15 protein-coding genes are annotated in these 21,094 nt (G+C 64.4%); 11 read left to right on the top strand and 4 right to left on the bottom strand.

All coding sequences use genetic code 11. The features are described from left to right. Positions 1-32: 32 nt before the first annotated feature. On the bottom strand, positions 33-2,435 hold the full coding sequence (gene xdhB, locus AQ12_RS06900) for a xanthine dehydrogenase molybdopterin binding subunit (protein ID WP_048439130.1): 2,403 nt from the start codon (positions 2,433-2,435) through the stop codon (positions 33-35). After that, positions 2,432-3,895, bottom strand: coding sequence for a xanthine dehydrogenase small subunit (xdhA, locus tag AQ12_RS06895; protein WP_048439129.1), 1,464 nt, complete (start codon positions 3,893-3,895; stop codon positions 2,432-2,434). Before xdhA ends, xdhB begins: the two co-directional genes overlap by 4 nt. A 104-nt stretch (positions 3,896-3,999) precedes the next feature. Here xdhA and AQ12_RS06890 point away from each other — a divergent pair, with 104 nt between their 5' ends. The 9 genes from AQ12_RS06890 (at position 4,000) to AQ12_RS21980 (ending at position 14,633) form a co-directional block, all read left to right on the top strand. Then, positions 4,000-4,935: a LysR family transcriptional regulator gene (locus tag AQ12_RS06890; protein ID WP_048439128.1), complete on the top strand. Its 936-nt coding sequence runs from the start codon at positions 4,000-4,002 to the stop codon at positions 4,933-4,935. Positions 4,936-4,999: 64 nt separating this feature from the next. Beyond that, positions 5,000-6,565, top strand: coding sequence for an ABC transporter ATP-binding protein (locus AQ12_RS06885; protein ID WP_048439127.1), 1,566 nt, complete (start codon positions 5,000-5,002; stop codon positions 6,563-6,565). After that, a complete protein-coding gene (locus AQ12_RS06880) occupies positions 6,558-7,637 on the top strand; it encodes an ABC transporter permease (protein ID WP_048439126.1) in 1,080 nt (359 codons plus the stop codon). Before AQ12_RS06885 ends, AQ12_RS06880 begins: the two co-directional genes overlap by 8 nt. Further along, positions 7,637-8,557: an ABC transporter permease gene (locus tag AQ12_RS06875; protein WP_048439125.1), complete on the top strand. Its 921-nt coding sequence runs from the start codon at positions 7,637-7,639 to the stop codon at positions 8,555-8,557. The genes AQ12_RS06880 and AQ12_RS06875 overlap by 1 nt, the downstream gene beginning before the upstream one ends. A 54-nt stretch (positions 8,558-8,611) precedes the next feature. Further along, a complete protein-coding gene (locus AQ12_RS06870) occupies positions 8,612-9,769 on the top strand; it encodes a BMP family ABC transporter substrate-binding protein (RefSeq protein WP_048439124.1) in 1,158 nt (385 codons plus the stop codon). A 41-nt stretch (positions 9,770-9,810) separates the two neighbouring features. Next, positions 9,811-10,572 carry a hypothetical protein gene (locus tag AQ12_RS23120; protein WP_053076592.1) on the top strand — a complete coding sequence of 254 codons (762 nt, stop codon included), beginning with the start codon at positions 9,811-9,813 and terminating at the stop codon, positions 10,570-10,572. Between the two features lie 9 nt (positions 10,573-10,581). Continuing rightward, positions 10,582-11,628, top strand: a complete 1,047-nt coding sequence (locus AQ12_RS06860) for an adenosine deaminase (protein WP_048439123.1) — start codon at positions 10,582-10,584, stop codon at positions 11,626-11,628. A gap of 102 nt (positions 11,629-11,730) precedes the next feature. Then, a complete protein-coding gene (locus AQ12_RS06855; RefSeq protein WP_048439158.1) occupies positions 11,731-14,208 on the top strand; it encodes a penicillin acylase family protein in 2,478 nt (825 codons plus the stop codon). Next, positions 14,205-14,633 carry a hypothetical protein gene (locus AQ12_RS21980; protein ID WP_053076591.1) on the top strand — a complete coding sequence of 143 codons (429 nt, stop codon included), beginning with the start codon at positions 14,205-14,207 and terminating at the stop codon, positions 14,631-14,633. Before AQ12_RS06855 ends, AQ12_RS21980 begins: the two co-directional genes overlap by 4 nt. Positions 14,634-14,723: 90 nt before the next feature. On the opposite strand, the gene AQ12_RS06845 is transcribed toward AQ12_RS21980, so the two are convergent. Beyond that, the gene (locus AQ12_RS06845) at positions 14,724-17,753 is read right to left on the bottom strand and encodes a S8 family peptidase (protein ID WP_161798988.1); all 3,030 of its coding nucleotides are present in this window, start codon (positions 17,751-17,753) and stop codon (positions 14,724-14,726) included. A 338-nt stretch (positions 17,754-18,091) separates the two neighbouring features. Between AQ12_RS06845 and AQ12_RS06840 the strand changes: the two genes are divergently transcribed. Beyond that, complete coding sequence (locus AQ12_RS06840; RefSeq protein ID WP_048439122.1) at positions 18,092-19,174, top strand: BMP family ABC transporter substrate-binding protein; 1,083 nt, start codon at positions 18,092-18,094, stop codon at positions 19,172-19,174. Between the two features lie 4 nt (positions 19,175-19,178). Then, positions 19,179-20,462, top strand: a complete 1,284-nt coding sequence (guaD, locus tag AQ12_RS06835) for a guanine deaminase (RefSeq protein ID WP_048439121.1) — start codon at positions 19,179-19,181, stop codon at positions 20,460-20,462. Between the two features lie 77 nt (positions 20,463-20,539). On the opposite strand, the gene AQ12_RS06830 is transcribed toward guaD, so the two are convergent. Next, entirely contained in the window at positions 20,540-21,094 is a 555-nt protein-coding gene (locus AQ12_RS06830; protein WP_048439120.1) for a dCMP deaminase family protein, read from the bottom strand.

Below are 21,094 nucleotides of genomic sequence, written 5' to 3'. Positions count from 1 at the left end.
AATGCGGAGAATATGAGCCTATTCGCCCCACGTCACTGCGCGGCGGCCTGTAGCGCCATCAGCACGTTCTCTGCCGTCGCAGGGGCTTGCATCTCCACGGCGCTTGCGGGCCCACGCGCTGCAGCCACTGCATCACGCAGCGCCTCCCACACGCTGATGGCCAGCATGAAGGGCGGCTCGCCGACGGCCTTGCTGCCGCCGACGTTGTCTTCGCGATTGGGCTCGTGCCACAGGGCAATCGTGAAGTGCGCAGGGATGTCTCCCGTGGCCGGAATCTTGTAGGTGCTGGGCGCGTGCGTGGTGAGCAGCCCCTTGTCATTCCACACCAGCTGCTCGGTCGTGAGCCAGCCCATGCCCTGGATGAAGCCGCCCTCGATCTGGCCGATGTCGATGGCCAGATTCAGGCTGGTTCCCACGTCGTGCAGGATGTCCACCTTGAGCACGCGGCTCTCGCCGGTCAGCGTATCGATCGCGACTTCACTGCATGCCGCGCCGTAGGCGAAGTAGAAGAACGGCCGGCCCGTCAGCGTTGTCTTGTCGTAGTGGATCTTGGGTGTGCGATAAAAGCCATCGCTCCACAACTGGATGCGGTTGGCGTAGGCGGCCTTCACGACTTCGTCGAAGCTGCGCGTGGATTTGGGCGTGGTGACCTTGCCGCCTGCGAACGACACAGCACCCGCGCCGCAACCATCCATGCCGCCGACAAAAGCGGCGAGGTTGTCCCGAACATTGCGCGCTGCGTACTGCGCCGCGCGGCCGTTCAGGTCGGTGCCACTCGATGCCGCCGTGGCCGATGCATTGGGCACCTTGCTGGTGTCGGCCGCAGTGGATCGCACCCGCTCGAACGGCACGCCGAGTTCATCGGCAACGATCTGCGCGATCTTGGTGTTCAGGCCCTGTCCCATCTCGGTACCGCCGTGGTTCACCTGCACGCTGCCATCGGTGTAGACATGCACCAATGCGCCGGCCTGGTTGAAGAAGGTGGCGGTGAAGCTGATGCCGAACTTGACCGGCGTGATGGCGATGCCGCGCTTGATGATGGGGCTGGTGGCGTTCCAGTTGTGTATCGCAGAGCGTCGCTCGCGGTAGGACGATGTCTGCTCCAGCCGGGTCATCAGCGGTTCAAGGATGTTGTCCTCGATCTTCATCTGGTAGTGCGTGACATTGCGATCGGATGTGCCGTAGAGGTTGCGCATCCGCACATCGAATGCATCAAGGCCCAGCTCGCGCGCGATGTCGCCCAGGATGGTTTCGATCACGATCACGCCTTGCGGTCCGCCAAATCCGCGAAACGCGGTGTGGCTCTGCGTGTTCGTCTTGCAGCGATACGAGACGATCTCCACATCCGAGAGAAAGTAGGCGTTGTCGGTGTGAAAGATCGCGCGGTCGGCGACGGGGCCCGACAGGTCGGCCGAGAAGCCGCAGTTGGCCAGCATGGTGAGCTTGAACGCCGTGATCAGGCCATCGTCGTCGAAGCCCACGGTGTAGTCATAGGCAAACGGATGCCGCTTGCCGGTGATGAGGAAGTCGTCGTCGCGGTCCAGCCGCATCTTCACCGGCCGCTTGAACTTGTTCGCCGCCAGGGCCGCCCACACGGCCACATGCCCGGCCTGTGTTTCCTTGCCGCCAAAGCCGCCGCCCATGCGCCTGCATTCCACCGTCACGGCGTTGTTCTCCAGGCCGAGCGCATGTGCAACCCAATGCTGGATTTCGCCGGGGTGCTGCGTGCTCGAATGAATCCACCACTGGTCCTGTTCGAGCGGCAAGGCATAGGCCACCTGGCCTTCGAGGTAGAAGTGCTCCTGTCCGCCGACTTCCAGTGTCCCGCCGAGCGTGTGCTTCGATTGCCGCATCGCAGCGTCGGCGTCTCCGCGCCGTACCGTGACGGGCGGCAACACATAGCTGTGCGCGGCATGCGCGTCGCGCGGTGACAGGATGGCGGGCAGGGGCGCGATGTCGAGCACGACCTTGCGTGCGGCGCGGCGGGCCTGCATCACGGTATCTGCGACGACAAGCGCGACTACTTGCCCGATGTGCTCGACCTTGTCTCTGGCGAGCACCGGCTCATCGTGGACGAAGGTCGCCAGCATGTCGTCAGCGGGGATATCGCTTGCCAGCACGACCCCGCGCACGCCGGGCATCTGCAGGGCCTCGCTTGCATCGACACCACGCAACACGCCATGCGCCACATTCGACATGACCGGCGCTGCGTGCAGTGTGCCCCGCACTTCTGGAATGTCGTCGATGTAGGTCGCGCTGCCGGCAACCTGCGCCCTGGCGCTTTCGTGTGGACGCGACACGCCGCTCGCGGGTCCGGCTGCAGCAGGCGGATGCGGCGAATGGGTAGCCGGTGCGATGTTGCGCTCGCCTGCATCTGCTGCGCCGCCAGGTACGCCCCCGGCTGACGCGGTGAATTCCTTGTCCCGTTTGTTCATGCGGACGCCTCTTCATGTCCGGGCAGCACGCGGATGTCTTCCAGGTTGATATGCGTCATGCCCTGGCTCTCCAGCCACAAGCGCTGTATCAGGTTGCCGAGCACCTCGCTGCGATAGGCAGCGGACGCGCGCATGTCGGTGATGGGCTGGAACTCGGCTCGCAGCGATCTCGCCGCGCTCGCTGCTGCATCTGCTGTCCAGCGCACGCCACGCAGGAGGGCTTCGGTCCTGACTGCGCGCACAGGGGTTGCCGCCACGCCACCGGCGCCCATCGAGATGCGATCGACCTTGCCATCGACCAGCGTCATGTTCACCGCGAGACAAACCGCTGAGATGTCGTCGTCGAAGCGTTTGGAGACTTTGTAGGCGCGCAGGAACTCGCCTGCTTGCGGCCGGGGCACCTTGATCCAGGCCAGCACTTCATCGGCGGCCAGGACATTCTTGCGATAGCCGGTGTAGAAATTCTCGATCGGCATCTCGCGATGGCCGCGCACGCTCATGAGCACGACATGCGCGCCAAGAGCAATGAGCAGCGGCATCGAGTCGCCGATGGGCGACCCGTTGGCGACGTTACCGCCCAGCGTGCCCGAGTTGCGTATCGGCAAGCCCGCGAAACGGTTGGCGAAGATCTTCAGTTGCGGCCGGTCGGCGATCAGCGCATGGAACGCGTCCTGCAAGGGGACCGCTGCGCCGATGGCGATGTGGTGTTCGTAGCGTTCGATCCGCTGCAGTTCGCGCACGCGTGTCACATCCAGCACCTGCTCGAACTGCCGGTGCAGCTTGGTCACCCACAAGCCGACATCCGTGCATCCGGCCACCAGCTGCGCCGCTGGGTGGGATGCGCGCATCGCCAGCAGCGATTGCAGCTTGCGTGGCTGCATGTACCCGGTCGCCTGGGCGGGTTCGATGGCCCGCAACTGCTCCAGCAACGCGGCTTCATCGATCAACGCCGTGGGTAGCTGATGCATCGCCTGCGCCGCATCGAAGATCGGCCGGTAGCCGGTGCAGCGGCACAGGTTGCCCGACAGTTCCTCTTGCGCGAGTTCGCGCGTGATCGTGTGACCCTGGCGGACATGGTTCTGGTACATGCCGAACAGGCTCATCACGAAGCCCGGTGTGCAAAAGCCGCATTGCGAGCCGTGACACGCCACCATCGCTTCCTGCGCCGGATGCAGGGCGCCGTCGTCGGCGACGAGGTCTTCCACCGTCCACAGCGCCAGGCCGTCGACCGAATGCGCAAGGCGGATGCAGCTGTTGATGGCGCGGTAAGTGATGCGGTCGCCGTCGGCCTGCCCCAGCACGACGGTGCATGCACCGCAGTCGCCTTCGCCGCAGCCTTCCTTGGTGCCGGTGCAGGCCAGGTCCTCCCGCAGCACTTCCAGCAGCGTTCGCTCGGGTGGTACATTGCCCAGCGACACGAGCTCGCCGCGCCTGATGAAACGGATGGTCTTTCCTTGCATGAAATGAGTATGGTCCAAAGATGCGGTCAAACATGCGCAGAGGGTAGGCAGCGCCGGGCGCATCGCCATAACGGCGTTGATATGAGAACAATGCCGGCCCGCGTATGAGAGACCAGGCGCTTTTCGACAAGATAGACCTCCATTTGATCAGGGTCCTTCACACCGTGTTGACCGAACGCAGTGTCTCGCGCGCCGCCATCCGCCTGGGGATGTACCAGCCTGCCGTGTCGGCCGCACTGAAACGGCTGCGCGAGCTGGCCGGCGATCCCTTGCTGGTGCGTTCGGGCGCCGGCATGGTGCCTACCGATGTGGCGCTGCGCCTGGTCGAGCCCAGTGCCAGCATTCTTCGTGCCGCCGAAGCGATGTTTTCCGGGGCTCGCGGTTTCGATCCGCAGACCTCCATGCACACCTTTCGCGTGGCGGCCAGCGACTACCTCGATCCGCAGTTCCTGCCGCAGCTTGTCTCGCAGATCAAGTCGCGCGCGCCGCTGTGTCACATCGAGATTCATCCGCTCACGGCGGATTCGGACTACCAGGCGCATCTCGCGCAGGGCGAACTCGATGTGGTGATCGGCAACTGGAGCAAGCCGCCGGCCGACCTGCACCTGGGCAAGCTTTTCGCCGACGATGTGGTGTGCCTGGTCGCGAGCGATCATCCGGCCACCCGCAAACCGTGGACGATCGAAAGCTGGCTTGAAGCAGAGCACATCGCACCCACGCCAACCCATCCCGGCGCGAAGGGTGTGATTGATGAGCACCTGGAGTCGCAGGGTCTGGTGCGCAACATCACGGCTCGCTGCGCGCACTTCGGCTTGATCCCGGCGATGGTGGCATCGAGCTTGCTGGTGCTGACCACCGGCCGGCAGTACTGCGAACGTTTCACTAGCCGATTGCCGGTGAGAATCCTTGAATGTCCGATCACATTTGCGCAATTGATGTACTACCAGCTGTGGCACGAACGCAGCCACGCTTCGGCGTCGGCGCAGTGGTTGCGCGGGCAGGTGAAGGCCGCGGCTGGGGCGATGGGGAAGGTGGGATGAAGGTCGCTAGCCGGAACAGCCTGGATTGCGGCAGATTCGAAGGATCCTTCGGACCCGGCCCGCAATGACAGCCCAATCTCCAGTGGCGCCCCGCCTGCAACTCACCCACATCACCAAGCGCTACCCCGCGGTGATCGCCAACAGCGACGTGTCGCTCACCGTGCAGCCCGGCGAAACGCACGCAGTGCTGGGCGAAAACGGCGCGGGCAAATCCACGTTGATGAAGATCATCTATGGCTCGGTCAAGCCCGACGAGGGCGCGGTGCTGTGGAACGGCCAGCCGGTCCACATCCGCAACCCGCAGGAAGCGCGCGCCCTGGGCATCAGCATGGTGTTCCAGCACTTCAGCCTGTTCGACACGCTCACCGTCGCGCAGAACGTCTGGCTGGGGCTGGACAAGCGCCTGACGCTCGCTGAAGTCGCGCGCAGCATCACGGCCAAGGCGGCCGAGTACGGCCTCGATATCGACCCGGGCCGTCCGGTCCATACGCTCTCGGTCGGTGAGATGCAGCGTGTCGAAATCATTCGCGCGCTGCTGACCAACCCCAGGCTGCTGATCCTGGACGAGCCGACTTCGGTGCTGACACCGCAGGCGGTCGAGAAGCTCTTCGTCGTGCTCAAGCAACTGGCCAGTGAAGGCTGCAGCATCCTGTACATCAGCCACAAGCTCCACGAGATTCGCGAGCTGTGCAATGCCTGCACGGTGCTGCGCGGCGGCAAGGTCACGGGCGTGTGCAATCCGCAGGAAGAAAGCAATGCGTCGCTCAGCCGCCTGATGATCGGCGCAGAGCCGCCGGCGCTCGAACACCATGAGCGCGCGGCGGGCGATGTGGTGCTGCGCGTGAACGCACTCGACCTGCCGCGCGATGACCCGTTCGGTGTCGACCTGGCCGGCGTGAATCTGGATGTGCGTGCCGGAGAAGTCGTCGGCATCGCAGGCGTTTCGGGCAACGGCCAGAAGGAGCTGCTCTACGCGCTCTCGGGCGAGGACGTGCGCGCCCGGGCTGATGCGGTGCAGGTTTTCGGCAAGCCCGCCGGACGCCTGGGCCCTGCGAAGCGCCGTGCGCTGGGCGTTCATTTCGTGCCTGAAGAACGATTGGGCCGGGGGGCTGTGCCGACGCTGGGTCTCGCGCAGAACCTCATGCTCACCCGCACCGAGGCTGTCTCTCGGTCGGGCTGGATCAACATGAAGGCGCTGCAGCAGCAGGCACTGGATGTGATCGGGCGTTTCAACGTGAAGACTGGTGGTCCGAATGCGGCTGCCAAGTCGCTCTCGGGCGGCAACCTGCAAAAGTTCATCGTGGGCCGCGAGATCGATGCCAACCCGAAGTTGCTCATCGTGTCGCAGCCGACCTGGGGTGTGGACGTGGGGGCTGCGGCGCAGATTCGCGGCGAGATTCTGGCGCTGCGTGATGCGGGCTGCGCGGTGCTGGTGGTGAGCGAAGAGCTTGAAGAACTCTTTGAGATCAGTGACCGGCTGCATGTGATTGCCAAAGGCAAGCTGTCGCCTTCGATCGCCCGCGCGCAGGCCACGGTGCCGCAGATCGGGGAGTGGATGAGCGGACTGTGGGAGTCGCAGCATGCGCAACGGGAGTCGCAGCATGCGCAAAGGGAGTCGCAGCATGCTTAGGCTCGAACCCCGTCCCGAACCCTCGCGCTTCTGGAGCATCGGCTCGCCTCTGCTGGCGCTGGTGATCACGGTGGTCATCGGCGTCATCCTGTTTGCCGCACTCGGAAAGGATCCGGTGCGCGGGCTGCAGGTGTTCTTCTGGGAACCGATCAGGACGCCCTATGCCCTGGGCGAACTGATGGTCAAGGCGACGCCGCTGCTCATCATTGCACTGGGCCTTGCCGTGTGCTTTCGCTCCAACGTCTGGAACATCGGCGCCGAAGGGCAGTTCGTCATCGGCGCAGTGGTCGCAGGCGGCGTTGCGCTGCTCGCCGACAAGGACACCGGCCGCTGGATTGTCATCGCCATCATTTTTGCCGGCGTTGCAGGCGGCATGGCGTGGGCTGCGATCACTGCACTCTTGCGCGACCGGTTCAACGCCAATGAAATCCTGGTCAGCCTGATGCTTGTCTACGTGGCCGACCAGGTGCTGGCTTACCTGGTCTTCGGCCCCTGGAAAGACCCGGCAGGCTACAACTTTCCGCAGACGGCGACCTTCGCTTCCGTGACGCAGATTCCAAGGCTCATGCAGGGCTCGCGCGTGAGCATCGGTCTCCTCATTGCGGTGCTGGGTGCGGCCCTGTTGTGGATTTATCTTTTCAGGACGCGAGCGGGTTTCGCACAGCAGGTGGGCGGCCTTGCACCCGCGGCTGCGAGGTATGCGGGTTTTTCGTCGCGCAAGGCGCTGTGGGTCGCGCTGCTGACCTCGGGCGGCGCGGCAGGTCTTGCAGGCGCGCTCGAAGTCGCAGGCCCGATCGGCCAGCTCACGCCCTATGTTCCGGCGGGTTATGGATTCGCCGCCATCATCGTGGCCTTTGTCGGGCGCCTGCATCCGGTGGGCATGGTGTTCTCTGCAATTCTCATGAGCATGTTCTATATCGGCGGTGAACTCGCGCAGTCGCGGCTGGGCCTGCCCAAATCGCTGACTGGCGTTTTCCAGGGACTGCTGCTGTTCACGCTGCTGGCCTGCGACACGCTGATCGCCTACCGGGTGCGGTTTCGCGCGGCGCCCATCACGAAGGAGGCGCGCTGATGGAAGCGTATTCGCTGCTGTTTGCGGCCATGCTCAATGCCGGCACCGTGCTGGCCATCGCGGCGCTGGGGCTCCTCATCAACGAGAAGGCGGGCATCGTCAATCTTGGCGCCGAGGGCATGCTGCTGTGCGCCGCGCTCGCGGGCTTCGTGACGGTGGTGCATACCGGCAGCGACTGGCTGGGCTTCGCGGCAGGCATGGGTGCGGGCGCGTTGCTCGCAGCCATCTTTGGCGTGCTGGTGATCTGGCTCAACACAAACCAGTACGCGACGGGTCTTGCGCTCAGCCTGTTCGGCGCGGGGTTCTCTGCATTCGCCGGCATCAAGTACGTGCAGGAGAAGTTGCCTGAGCGTGCGCACTTTTCAATCCCGGTGCTGGGCGACATTCCGCTCATCGGCCCTGCGCTCTTCAGGCAGCACCCCATGGTGTACCTGGCCATTGCACTGGTCGCGTGGCTGATCTGGTTTCTGTACAAGTCGCGCACGGGCCTGGTGCTGCGCTCGGTGGGCGAGTCCCCTGAGTCGGCGCATGCCCTTGGCTATCCGGTGCGGCGCATCCGCCTGCTTGCCGTGATCGCAGGCGGCGCGCTGTGCGGCCTGGCGGGCTCGTATCTGGTCATCATCTACACGCCGCTGTGGGTCGAAGGCATCGCTGCGGGCAAGGGCTGGATCGCGCTCGCGTTGACCACCTTTGCCACCTGGCGGCCTGCGCGTGTGCTGCTGGGCGCCTACCTGTTTGGTGGCGTGACGATGCTGCAGTTTCACTTCCAGGCCTCGGGTGTGGACATACCCAGCCAGTTCCTAACGATGCTGCCTTACCTGGCCACCATCGTGGTGCTGGCACTGATTTCGCGTAACCCTGCGTGGATTCGGGCGAACATGCCCGCGTCCCTTGGAAAACCGTTTTATCCCGGCTCATAATCACCGTTTTTGCGCCGATTGTTACTGCCACACCTCTGCGGAGAAGGACTCAAGATGACTGACCTGAAGAAGCGTTCGATGTTCAAGGTTGCTGCCCTCACGGCGCTGGTGACCGGCCTGGCGGCCTGCAGCAAGACCGAGCCGCCACCGCCTCCTGCGCCAGCCCCCGCACCGGTTGCATCGGCGCCCGCGCCCAAGCCAGAGCCCCTGAAGATCGCATTCGCTTATGTCGGCCCGGTCGGCGACGGCGGCTGGACCTTCGCGCACGACAACGGACGCAAGGCCATCGAAAAGGAATTCGGCGACAAGGTCGTGACGAGCTTCGTCGAGAAGGTTCCCGAGTCGGCCGACGCCGAGCGCGTGATCCGCGACATGGTCGGCCAGGGCAACAAGCTGATCTTCGGCACCACCTTCGGCTACATGGAGCCCATGCTCAAGGTCGCTGCCGATTCCAAGGGCGTCAAGTTCGAGCACGCCACCGGCTACAAGACGGCCGAGAACCTGCGCACCTACGACAGCCGCACCTATGAGGGCGCGTACATGGCTGGCGTGATCGCCGGCAAGATGACCAAGAACGGCACGCTGGGCGTGGTCGGCTCGGTGCCTATCCCCGAGGTGGTGCGCAACATCAACAGCTTCACGCTGGGCGCGCAGTCGGTCAACCCCAAGGTCAAGACCAAGGTGGTGTGGGTCAACGAGTGGTTCAACCTGTCCAAGGAAACCGAAGCGGCCACCGCCCTGATCAACGGCGGCGCCGACGTGCTGTTCCAGAACACCGATTCGTCGGCCGTGCTGCAGACTGCCGAGAAGATGGGCAAGCGCGCGTTCGGCTGGGACAGCGACATGACCTCCTATGGCCCCAAGGCTCACCTGGGCTCGGCCATCATCAACTGGACGCCTTACTACGTGAAGGCCACGCGTGATGCGCTGGAAGGCAAGTGGACGACGGGCCAGGTCTGGTGGGGCGTCAAGGAAGGCGCGATCGACATGGTCTCCATTGCAGCTGACGTGCCGGACGACACCAAAAAGCGCATCGACGAGATCAAGGCAGGCCTGAAAGACGGCACTTTCCAGATCTGGAAGGGCCCGATCATGGACAACACCGGCAAGGAACTGATCGCCAAGGATGCAGTGGCCGACGACAAGTTCCTGGGCGGCCTGAGTGTGTACGTCAAGGGCGTAGAGGGCAAGGTCCCCGGCGCCAAGAAGTAAGTTCGCCAGTCACCATCACAACAGAGAAAAAGAGAGACAACATGCGCCATTCGATCAGACAGCTGTTTTCCATCGTCGGCTTTGCGCTCGTCGCTGCTGCTGCATCGGGGGCGCATGCGCAGGCCACCCGCACCTGGGTATCGGGCGTGGGTGACGACGCCAATCCATGCTCGCGCACGGCGCCTTGCAAGACCTTTGCAGGGGCGATCAGCAAGACGGCTGCCGGCGGCGTGATCAGCATCCTCGACCCGGGCGGCTTTGGCGGCGTGACCATTACCAAGGCGATGACCATCGACGGTACGGGCAGCATGGCCAGCATCCTTTCGGCGCAGACGAGCGGCATCGTCGTCAATGCCGGTACCAACGACAGGGTCGTGATTCGCAATGTGTCGATCGAAGGCTCCGGCACCTGCACGTTCGGGGTCAACTACCTCAATGGCGGCTGGCTGGTTGTGGAAAACGTCGACATCCACCGCTGCGGCACGGGTGTTCACCTGGCGACCACGGCCGACAACGGACGTGCCGACCTGCGCAATGTGACGATCACGGGCGCAACAACCGGGCTTCACAACCAGTCGCCCACCTCGATGGTGATGGTCGACAAGAGCGTGTTTCGCAGCAATGGCACGGGTATCCTGACCGAGCGCGGCGATGTGGCGCTCAAGGCTTCTTCGGTGCTGTTCAACACCCAGGGCATCACCAAGAGCGGCGGCGGTTTTTCCAGCTTCGGCGACAACGTGTTCTTCGGCAACGCCAACAACGGCAACGGGCTCAGCCTGATTCGCGATCGCGACCTGCAATAGGTCGTGGCGATGGCGAAGACCAAGGACTGGAATGTTGCTGCCGAACGGCTGCCGGAGCTTTTGCGCCGCATGCCCAAGGCGGAACTTCACATCCACATCGAGGGCTCGCTGGAGCCCGAGCTGATCTTTGCAATGGCCGCGCGCAACCGCGTGGCCATCCCCTATTCAAGCGTCGAGGAGCTGCGTAGCGCTTACGCGTTCAGCAACCTGCAGAGCTTCCTGGATATTTACTACGCCGGCGCGAGCGTCCTGCAGACCGAGGCAGATTTCCGCGACATGGCCTGGGCCTATCTGGAACGCGCGGCGGCCGACAACGTTGTGCATGCCGAGATCTTTTTCGACCCGCAGACGCACACAGTGCGCGGTGTCGACATGGGCATCGTCATCAACGGGCTGCATCGCGCCTGCACCGAGGCCAGGGATGCGCTCGGTGTCGATGCCTCCCTGATCCTGTGCTTTTTGCGCCACCTCAGCGAGCAGGAGGCGTTTGAAACGCTGGAAGCGGCGATGCCTTACCTGGGCAAGTTCATCGGTGTGGGGCTCGATTCAAGTGAGCTGGGCCATCCGCCCGAGAAGTTTGCGAAGGTGTTTGCGCGATGCCGCGAACTGGGCCTGCATCTGGTCGCCCATGCGGGCGAAGAGGGCCCGCCCGCTTATGTGTGGGCGGCGCTGGATGTGCTCAAGGTCGAGCGCATCGACCATGGCGTGCAATCGACGAAAGACACGGCGCTGATGAAGCGCCTGGCGCAAGACCGGATTCCGCTCACGGTTTGTCCCCTGTCCAACCTGAAGCTGTGCGTCTTCCCGCAGCTGGCGCAGCACAACCTGCGCGAGCTGCTCGATGCGGGCCTGGTCGCGACGGTGAACTCGGACGACCCGGCGTATTTCGGCGGCTACATGAACGAAAACTTCCTGCAGACCTTCGCGGCCACCGGGCTTGGCGCGCAACACGCCTGGCAGCTGGCGCGCAACAGCTTTGATGCCAGCTTCATCGATGCTGCGCAAAAGCGCCGTTACGCCGATTTGCTCGACGCAACGTTCGCCGCTTTCGAATAGCATTCGCAAACCGGTGGTACGAGGTCGTACACATCGAAGCCGTGCACATGGAAGCAGTGCACATGGAAGCAGTTGCTGCGATTCAAATTCAAGGAGACAGCCATGCGCGTGTTGAAGTTCACGTTGCTTGGAATCGTGGCGCTTGCCCTGCTGGCAGCGCTCATGGTGGCAGGCTATGTCTGGCGCGCTTTTCCCACGCTCGACGGGCAGATCAGGGCGCAGGGCCTGAAGTCGCCGGTTGAGGTGCGGCGCGACGAGGCCGACGTGACGCATATCGAGGCACAAAGCCTGGCCGATGCCTACTTTGCCCTGGGCTATGTGCACGCGCAGGAGCGCGGCTGGCAACTCGAATTCAACCGGCGCGTGATGCACGGCCAGCTCAGCGAACTCTTCGGGCAACCGACGCTGGACACCGATCGCACCATGCGCAAGCTCGGCATCTTGCGGGCCGCGCAGGGCCAGTGGGCGCGCATGGCGCCCGAGACACAGGCGCTGGTGAAGGCCTATGTGGGCGGCATCAACAGTTTTCATGCGACGAGCTCGCAGGCCTTGCCGCCCGAGTTCCACATCCTTCGCACCCAACCTGGCGAGTGGACGCCTCAGGACAGCCTGGGCTGGGCGATCATGATGGCGCTGGACCTGGGCGGCAACTGGGGCACCGAGTTCGCGCGCTTCTCTGCGCTGCAGCGGCTTGACACGGCGCAGCTGTGGCAGCTGATGCCGCCTTATCCCGGCGAAGCACCGGCCACCTCCGTGGACCTGGCGGCCTTGTACAAGGGGCTGGGCGTGTACCGTCCGGCCGATGCGAAGACGGCGATAGCACCGGCTGAAATCACTTCCACATCGCTTGTCGCATCCATGCCGGACCTGGACCGGTGGACGCAAGGCCTGGGACATCTGGAAGGCATTGGTTCCAACAACTGGGTGGTGCACGGCTCGCGCACGCAGACAGGCAAGCCGCTGCTGGCCAACGATCCGCACCTGGGCCTGTCGGCACCGGCGATCTGGTATTTCGCGCGCCTGAAAGCACCCGCCATGAAGCCGGGCGGCAAGCCGGTCGATGTGATCGGCGCGACGTTTCCCGGACTGCCCTCGGTCGTGCTGGGCCGCACTGCAGGTGTTTCGTGGGGCGTGACCAATACCGGCCCCGATGTGCAGGACCTGTACCTGGAGCAGATCAACCCCGACAACCCGAAGCAGTACCGCACGCCCACCGGTTGGGCCGAGTTCGCCTCGCGCGAGGAAACGATACGCATCAAGGGCCAGCCCGACGAAAAGCTGGTGGTGCGCACCACCCGGCATGGCCCGGTGATGAGCGATGCCAATGCGGGCTATGCCAACGTGCTGGATACGCGCAAGTTCGCGCTCGCTTTGCGATGGTCTGCACTGGACGCCGACAACCAGACGCTGGCGGCCGGCATCGATGGCAACACCGCGCAGACGGTGGACGAGCTGCTTGCGGCCTATGCCAACTATCACTCGCCCATGCAGAACATGGTCGCGGCTGACACCGGTGGCAAGACCGCTTACCAGGCGGTGGGCCGCGTGCCGGTGCGCGGCGAGGGCAACGACCTGCGCGGTATCGCGCCGGCCCCCGGATGGGACGCGAAGTACGACTGGACGGGCTGGATCGCGGCCAGCGACAACCCGCGCGTGGATCACGCGGCCATCGAGGCCAAGGGCTGGCACGCCACAGCCAACCAGCGGATTCACCCTGCCGATTTCCCCAGGTTCATCGGCGCAGACTGGAACACGCCCGAGCGCTTCGACCGGATCGAGGCCCTGCTCGGCGCGCAGAACAAGCACACCGCGCAGACCATGCGCGATGTGCATGCCGACACGCTGTCGACCGCCACGCTCAAGCTGTTGCCGTTCTTCAAGGCGACCGCCAGCAGCCATGCACTGGCACCTGCTGCGATGGACCAGTTCAGGGTGTTCGACGGCAACATGCGCGCCGAGATCGCGGCGCCGCTGATCTTTGCCTACTGGGCCGACGAACTCACGCGGGGCCTGGTCATCCCGCGCATCGGCGAGGCGAAGTTCAAGGCGCTGTATGGCAAGCGCACGTTTCGCGCCGCGCTGGAACTGATGCTGCTCGACGCCGAAGTCGGCAAGTTCTGGTGCGCGCCCGTGGGCTGCGCCGAGCAGTCATCGCGCGCGCTGGGCCGCGCGCTCGATCGCATTGCAGCCGAGCAGGGCAAGGATGTGGCCGCATGGCGCTGGGGCCGGGCGCACCCGGCGCTGTCGGCGCACAGGCCGTTCGGCAACGTGCCGTCGCTTGCCACTTACTTTGACGTGTCGGTGCCTACTGCGGGCGATCCGTGGACGGTGAACGTCGGGCAGTACTGGGCCAATGACACGAAGACACCGTTTGCCAACCGGCACGCCGCCAGCATGCGCACTGTTTTTGACCTGGCCGATCCGGAGCGTTCGCAGTTCATCTACCAAACGGGGCAAAGCGGCCTGGTGTTCAGCAGCCGCTACCGCGACATGAAGGATCAGTGGGCGCAGGTGGAATACCGGCCGCTGCGCTTGAACCCGCCGAAGTGGGCGCATCAATCCACGCTGGAGCCGCAATGAAGCAAACTGCAATGAAGCAATCGGCAATGTTGATGGCCACCACCGCGCTGGTGGCGCTTTCGGGGTGCAGTCACGCGCATGAACCGGCAGCAAGGGCCGGCCCTTCGGGTCCGCCGCAACCGATGTCGCTGGACGCTGTCGTGAAACTTGCTCGCGCCGACGCGGCTGCACGGCTGGGCGCTTCGGCCGCTGGCAAGGGACAAGGCGATTTCACGCTGGTCAGCGCGCAGGCGGTGACGTGGAGCGACGCCAGCCTGGGATGCCCCCGGCCCGACCGTCAATACACGCAGGCGCTGGTCGACGGCTATCGGGTCCAGCTCTCGGTCAACGGTGAAGTGTGGGACTACCACGCAAACCGGCGCGGCACGCTGGTGCTGTGTCCAGCGGGTGTAGCGAAGGATCCGCTACCCAGTTCAAGAACCTAGGCACACGTCGGACCTCCCCAATGAAAAACGCCCGGCACAGCCGGGCGTTTGTTTGTGGATGGCGAGGCCGCTTGTGCGGCCTCGCCATCATCAGCTCGGAGGAAGTGCTGGCGTATCGATCCGGATGATGGTCGGGTTGGGCAGGCCGGAGGCGCCGCCGTACACAACCGATCCGAGCCAGCGCTTGCCAGCCGCCAGCATGCCTGGCGTCACCGTGATGGTGCCCGTGGTGCCCATGGTGACCGGGCTTGGCGCCGTGACGGTCATGTTTCCGGCGTCGGTCGAACCGAGCGTCCAGTAGTGCAGCACGAAGCTGGTCGTCGTCGTTGGAACGGACCAGCCCACGACGCGCGCGGTGAGCGTGACAGGCGGCGGGCCGACGGTATTCCATTCTTCCTGTGACGTGCCGCCACCGCTGCCGCCAACGTAGGTCGATCCCAAATAGATCTCCAGGTCCAGATCGCTCGGAACGCCGGTGTCTGCATCGAACAGCGCGACGCGCAGGTAGGTGGTGCCCGACGGGATGACGATCGGGAAATCGACATGACCGTCCGTGCCGACCGAGCCGTTCGCGCGGGTCGATTCGATCAGGCCACGGGGAGTGGCTGTGAACGCGCCGTCGAAACCGAACGTGACCGGGTAGCTGCCGCTGGCTTCCAGCGGCGCTGCGAAGGCGACGGGCCTGGCGACGATCGGAACACGCACGACGTGCGACGCGCCGTCGGTCAGCGTGAGCTGTCCGCCGGTGTAGGCCCCAATGGCCGCGCTTGTGCGAGTCAGCGTCACGGTGAACGTGGCTTCAGCACCCGGTCCGATCACCAGCGTCGGCGGATTCATCGTGGCGGTAAAGCCCGTCAGGCCGGTGAACGCCGGTGTGTAGGTGGCCGAATTGCCGCCCACATTGCGCACCTTGCGCGTCACAGTCTGGGTGCCGGCCAGCGCGCCGAAGGCGATCGACGGGTTGTTGTAGTCGCTCGGGTTGAGCACCGGGACACCGGCACCCGTGCAGTTCGATGCAGGCAGTTGCGTGCCGCAGAGAAAGCCCAGCCAGTCGTTCCAGCCCGCATCGAATACCAGGCCAGGGTTCAGCGCGTTCTTTGGACGAACGTGGCCGGCACCCTGGTTGAAGATCACGTTTGCGCTGGTCGGGCCGCCCGAGTCGAGGGTGTCACCGGCCGTCGTCATCAGCGCCGACTTGATCGCCATGGGCGACCAGGTCGGGAACTTCTGCTTGAACAGCGCGGCGATACCTGCGATGTGCGGGCTCGACATCGAGGTGCCTTGGTACAAGTCGAACTTGCGGCCCAGGTTGCCGGGAGGAGCGACGGAAGCAAGGATGTCCACGCCCGGCGCAGTGATGTCGGGCTTGAGCAGGTTGCCTTCACCAGCCGACAGCGGACCCCTGGAGGAGAACGACGCTGTGAGCGGGGCGGGTGTGTTGAACTGAAGCGACGACACGCCGAGGGTGGCTTTGGCGCCCAGGGTGACCGAGTAGGCCTTGATAGCAGGGCCATCGATGTGCGAGACGTGAACCGTCGGCACCGAGTGGTAGTCGGCGTTGAGCGTGTTGCTGCTGGTGTTGGTCAGGATCATGCCCAGGCCGCCGGCTTCAGCAACGGCGCGACTCTTGTCGATCCGGTCACTGGTGCCGCGATCGCAGATCACGATCTTGCCTACCACCTTGGCGGGGTCGAGCACTGCTGATCCGTTCCAGGATGCCGAGAAGCACAGGCGCAGCGCGGTTGCATCGACGCCAGGAAGGCCGGCGTTAACCGCATGGATCAGGGGCTTGCCCGAAATCAGCTTGCCATTGAGCGCAGCGCCGGTGTACGCGGCGGCGTTGCCCAGTGTGGCCGTGGCTGTCGAACTGCGGTTGTGCGATGCAGCGGCAACCGTCGTGATCCAGGGGCTGGGGTGCGCGACCGTGGCTGCCGTCGGGCCGCTGTTGCCGGCCGAAGCTGCAACAAAAACGCCTGCATCTGCTGCGTACAGGAATGCGATCTCGACCGGGTCACGGAAGTTGGTCTTGCTGCCGCTGATCGAGTAGTTGATGACATCGACGCCGTCGGCGACGGCCTGCTCGATGGCAGCCACGCTGTCGGAAGTAGCGCATCCGCCGTCATCGGCTTCGACCGACCAGCAGACCTTGTAGACCGAGATGCGTGCACGCGGAGCGATGCCGGAAGTCCTGCCCATGGCAGCTGCCGGGCCCGAGACTTTCACATTGGCATTGCCGCCTGCGGTGCTGGCGGTGTGAGTGCCGTGGCCGCCGTAGTCGCGCGGCGAGTTGTATTCGTAGGGCCAGCGTTCGCTGATGGCTGCATCACCGCCGAAGCCGGCGTTGTAGTAACGAGCCGAGACCAGCTTGCGGTTGCAATTGCCGCCTCTCCACTCTTCGCCCCTGGCGCATCGGCCGTGAAATCCGGCCAGGTCACTGTAGACCTGGGTGCCGGTCTTGGCCGGGGTAATGCCATCGGCTTCCACGCGGTCGGAAAAACTCAGGCTCTCGGGCCAGATGCCGGAGTCCACGATGCCGATGACGACGTTCTCGCCCTTGGCACCGGCGGTGTTCCAGAAGCCGGTGGAGCCGGACAGCTCCAGGAAAGCAGGAGTCGAGGCGGTATCGAGCTTGCGGACTTCGTCGGTGGTTACCGCCAGCACGCCCTTCGTGACGGCCAGCTTGTCTGCCTGCGCTTGCGTGAGCGATGCAGCAAAGCCGCTGAAGGTGTAGCCGTAGTTGTAGACCTTGGTGCCGCCGACCTTGGCCAGCAGGCTATCTTGCTTGCCCTTGAGGTAGGCCATGTAGGCCACGACTTCAGGAGATTCCGGATTGAGCTTCTTCAGGCCGCGGACCTTGGTCGGCGCCAGACCCTGCACGCCGCCGTCATAGGCAACCGCTGGCGCGTCGGCCATCTGGATCAGGTACACCCGGCTCGTGCCGGCCTTTGCCGCCGCGAGCGGCCCTTGGGCCGCAGCTGCAGATGTGGTGGCTGCCGCAGTTTCGGTGCTGCTTTTTGCAGCTGCCAGCGGTGCGGAAGATGACGATGCGACCTCTCCTCCACCACCACCGCAGGCGGCCAGCAGGGCCGCTGCTGCGACTGACGCTAGCGTCAGTCGCATGGTTCTCTCAATCGGATTCATCTGGGAATACTCCTGGTGCCGGGCCGTAACGCGCTTTTGGCGCGCACCGGGACCGTGTTTGTGTTGATTTTCGCGAAGCATGCGGCATGCCAACGGCATTCCGCAGTCGCCATTCCTACACAGAAACCCTTCGTCGTCAACGGATCTGAGTCATATCGTTTCCCCCAGTGGACCGCAGCGTACCAATGGGGATTAAAGGGAAATACCAGTGGGGAACCGCAAAGCGGCGGCAGGCCCCCCTTAAAATCGGCGCATCGCCACTGTGCCCCCAGTGGCGATTTCATTTTTCAACCCCCGGGGCCATGTAGAGGACCACCATGCACAAAAACCTCGCAGCCGCATTCGCGGCCGCCTGTTTTCTCACGCTCCCTTTTTATGGCGCACCTGCCGTGGCGTCCGAGCCACTCAAGGTGGGCTTCGTGTATGTCGCCCCCGTGACAGATGCGGGCTGGATACGCCAGCACGACGACGGGCGCAAGGCCGTTGAAGCCGCGCTGGGCGACAAGGTCAAGACCACGTTCGTCGAAAACGTGGCCGAAGGCGCCGACGCAGAACGCGTGATCCGCGACCTCGCGCAGACAGGCCACAAGCTGATCTTCACGCCGAGCTTTGGCTACATGGAGCCCACGCTCAAGGTGGCAAAGGACTTTCCGGACGTCCGCTTCGAGTCGATCACCGGCTACAAGACCGCGCCCAACGTGGCGGCGGCCAACGCCCGCTACTACGAGGGCCGCTACCTCGCTGGCATCGTGGCCGGGCGCATGACAAAGACCCACGTGGCCGGCTATGTCGCGGGCTTTCCCATCCCCGAAGTGCTGCAGGGCATCAACGCATTCACGCTCGGCATGCGCTCGGTCAACCCGAAGGCTCAGGTCAGGGTGGTGTGGCTGAACGCCTGGTTCGATCCGCCGAAAGAGCGCGACGCGGCGATGACGCTCATGAACCAGGATGCGGACGTGATGGCTTTCCATACCGGCTCGAACGCCGTCATGGTCGCGGCGCAGGAGCGCGGCAAGATGGCCGTGGCCTATCACTCGGACATGCGCAAATCAGGCCCCGATGCACAGATTGCGGCCGTGACGCACCAATGGGGCGACTACTACACGCGGCGCACCCGCGCGGTGCTCGATGGCACCTGGAAGCCCGGCACGGTATGGGGTGGCGTGAAACAGGGAATGATCCGCGTCGGCGACTTCGGTTCGCGCGTTCCGGCATCGGTGCAGAAGGAAGCGCTGGCGCGGCAAAAAGACATCGCGGCCGGCAAGCTCCTGCCGTTTGCCGGACCCATCGCCGACAACGAAGGCAAGGCCGTGATTGCGCGGGGACAGTCACTATCGGACGAGCAGATACTCGGCATGAACTATCTCGTATCTGGCGTGCAGGGAAAGATTGCAAAATAGCCCGATGAGAGCCTGGCGCGCAGCGATCCTGAGGTTTGCCGACGACGGCCATGCGGTCTATGACGCTGACGGCCTGCTGGTCGTCGGGCCGGATGCCCACGGCCGGCAGGTCGTACGCGCCGTGGGGCCGTACCAGGCGCTGGCGCGCAACTACGAAGGCGTGGCGGTGGAGCACCTGCCGGGCCACATCATCGCGCCGGGCTTCATCGACCTGCACATTCATTTTCCGCAGATCGATGTGATCGGCTCGCCCGCTGCAGGGCTGTTGCCCTGGCTGGAGAACTACACCTTTCCGCACGAATCGCGTTTTTCGGATGATGCCTATTCGAATGAACTGGCGGTGTTCTTCATCGACGAATTGCTGCGCCACGGGGTCACGAGTGTGCTGGCCTTTGCGACGTCGCATCCGGCGTCGGTCAATGCGCTGATGGGGCAGGCGCAGCAGCGCGGCATGCGGCTCATCGCCGGCAAGGTCTTGCAAGACCGTCATTCTCCCGATGGTGTTCGCGACGAGACGCAGCAGTCGCTCATCGACACCGAGTCGCTGATCCAGCGCTGGCACGGCCAGGACCGGCTGGGCTATGCGATCACGCCCCGTTTTGCGCCGAGCAGCACGCATGCCCAGTTGCAAGGCGCAGGCGCGCTCGCCGCCAAGTACCCTGACGTCTGGATCCAGTCGCATGTTGCCGAGAACCTGGATGAAGTGCGGTGGGTGCGCGAGTTGTTTCCGCAGTCGCGCAGCTACCTGTCGGTGTATGAAGACTTCGGCCTGATGCGGGGCCGCGCGATCTACGCGCATTGCATCCACTTCGATGATGACGACAGGGCCCTGATGCGGTCCACTGGCGCAGCAGCAGCCGTGAGCCCGACCAGCAACCTGTTTCTGGGCAGTGGCTTTTTTGACTATGAAGGCGCGCAGCGCATCGGCTTCAAGCACGGCCTGGCCAGTGATGTTGGCGGCGGCACCAGCTTCAGCCCGTTTCACACGATGCTGGCCGCGTACTACGTCGGCCGCGAGGGTCAGACCAAGCCGGGCGTGTCGCTCTCGCCGCAGAACCTCTGGTGGCAGCACACCGCAGGCGCGGCGCAGGCGCTGGGCCTGGAGGGCGTGATCGGCAACCTGCAGCCGGGATGCGAAGCAGACTTCATCGTGCTCGACCCCAAGGCGACGCCGCTTCTCGCGCGCAAGACCTCGCAGGCCGGTAGCCTGGACGAACTGCTGTTCTCGCTGATCGTGCTGGGTGATGACAGGGTCGTGACCCGCGCGCACATCGCGGGCTCCATGTAGCTGCCTTCCTCCTTCCCCCTCTGGGGGAAGGCCGGGATGGGGGCTCTGCGGCCTGGCCTGCCGTCAAGGCTGTGGTGTCAGACGTCGTCTTCGCTCGGCCGGTCGTTGGCGATGTACGAACCCAGCCGCGTCGACCAGTCGTTGGCCTTCGCGTCCACCGTTTCCAGCGCCTCGCAGTCCACACCACTGGCTCCGAACATCTTCATGGCCGCCGCATTGGCGCTTGCGTGGTGCTGCTTCTCGCGCAGGTACACCACGCGCCGGATACCGGCCTGGATGATGGCCTGGGCGCATCGGGGGCACGGAAACTGGGTGGTGTAGATGGTGGCATTGGTCAGCGGAAGAACGACGCAATTGAGCGTTGCGTTGATCTCGGCGTGCACCACGTAGCTGTGGCGCGAATGGAAGGGATCGTTGTCGTCGTCGGCCCAGTAGATCGGGTCCTGGTCATCGCAGCCACGCGGCAACCCGTTGTAGCCCACGCCGATGATCCGGTGGTCCGGCGTCACGATGCAGGCGCCGTTGCGCGTGCGGTGATCCTTGGAGCGCGCGGACGCCAGGAGTGCGACGCCCATGAACATGGAATGCCAGCCGATCAGGGCGCTGGGGGCGACAGCATGGTTGGGGGGCAT

Origin of the sequence: Caenimonas sp. SL110, from assembly GCF_001044395.1 — a bacterium.
In the GTDB taxonomy this organism is placed as follows: Bacteria; Pseudomonadota; Gammaproteobacteria; order Burkholderiales; family Burkholderiaceae_C; genus Ramlibacter.
The sequence above is the reverse complement of the archived record's forward strand: the minus strand, read 5'-3'. Positions and strand labels throughout refer to the sequence as shown.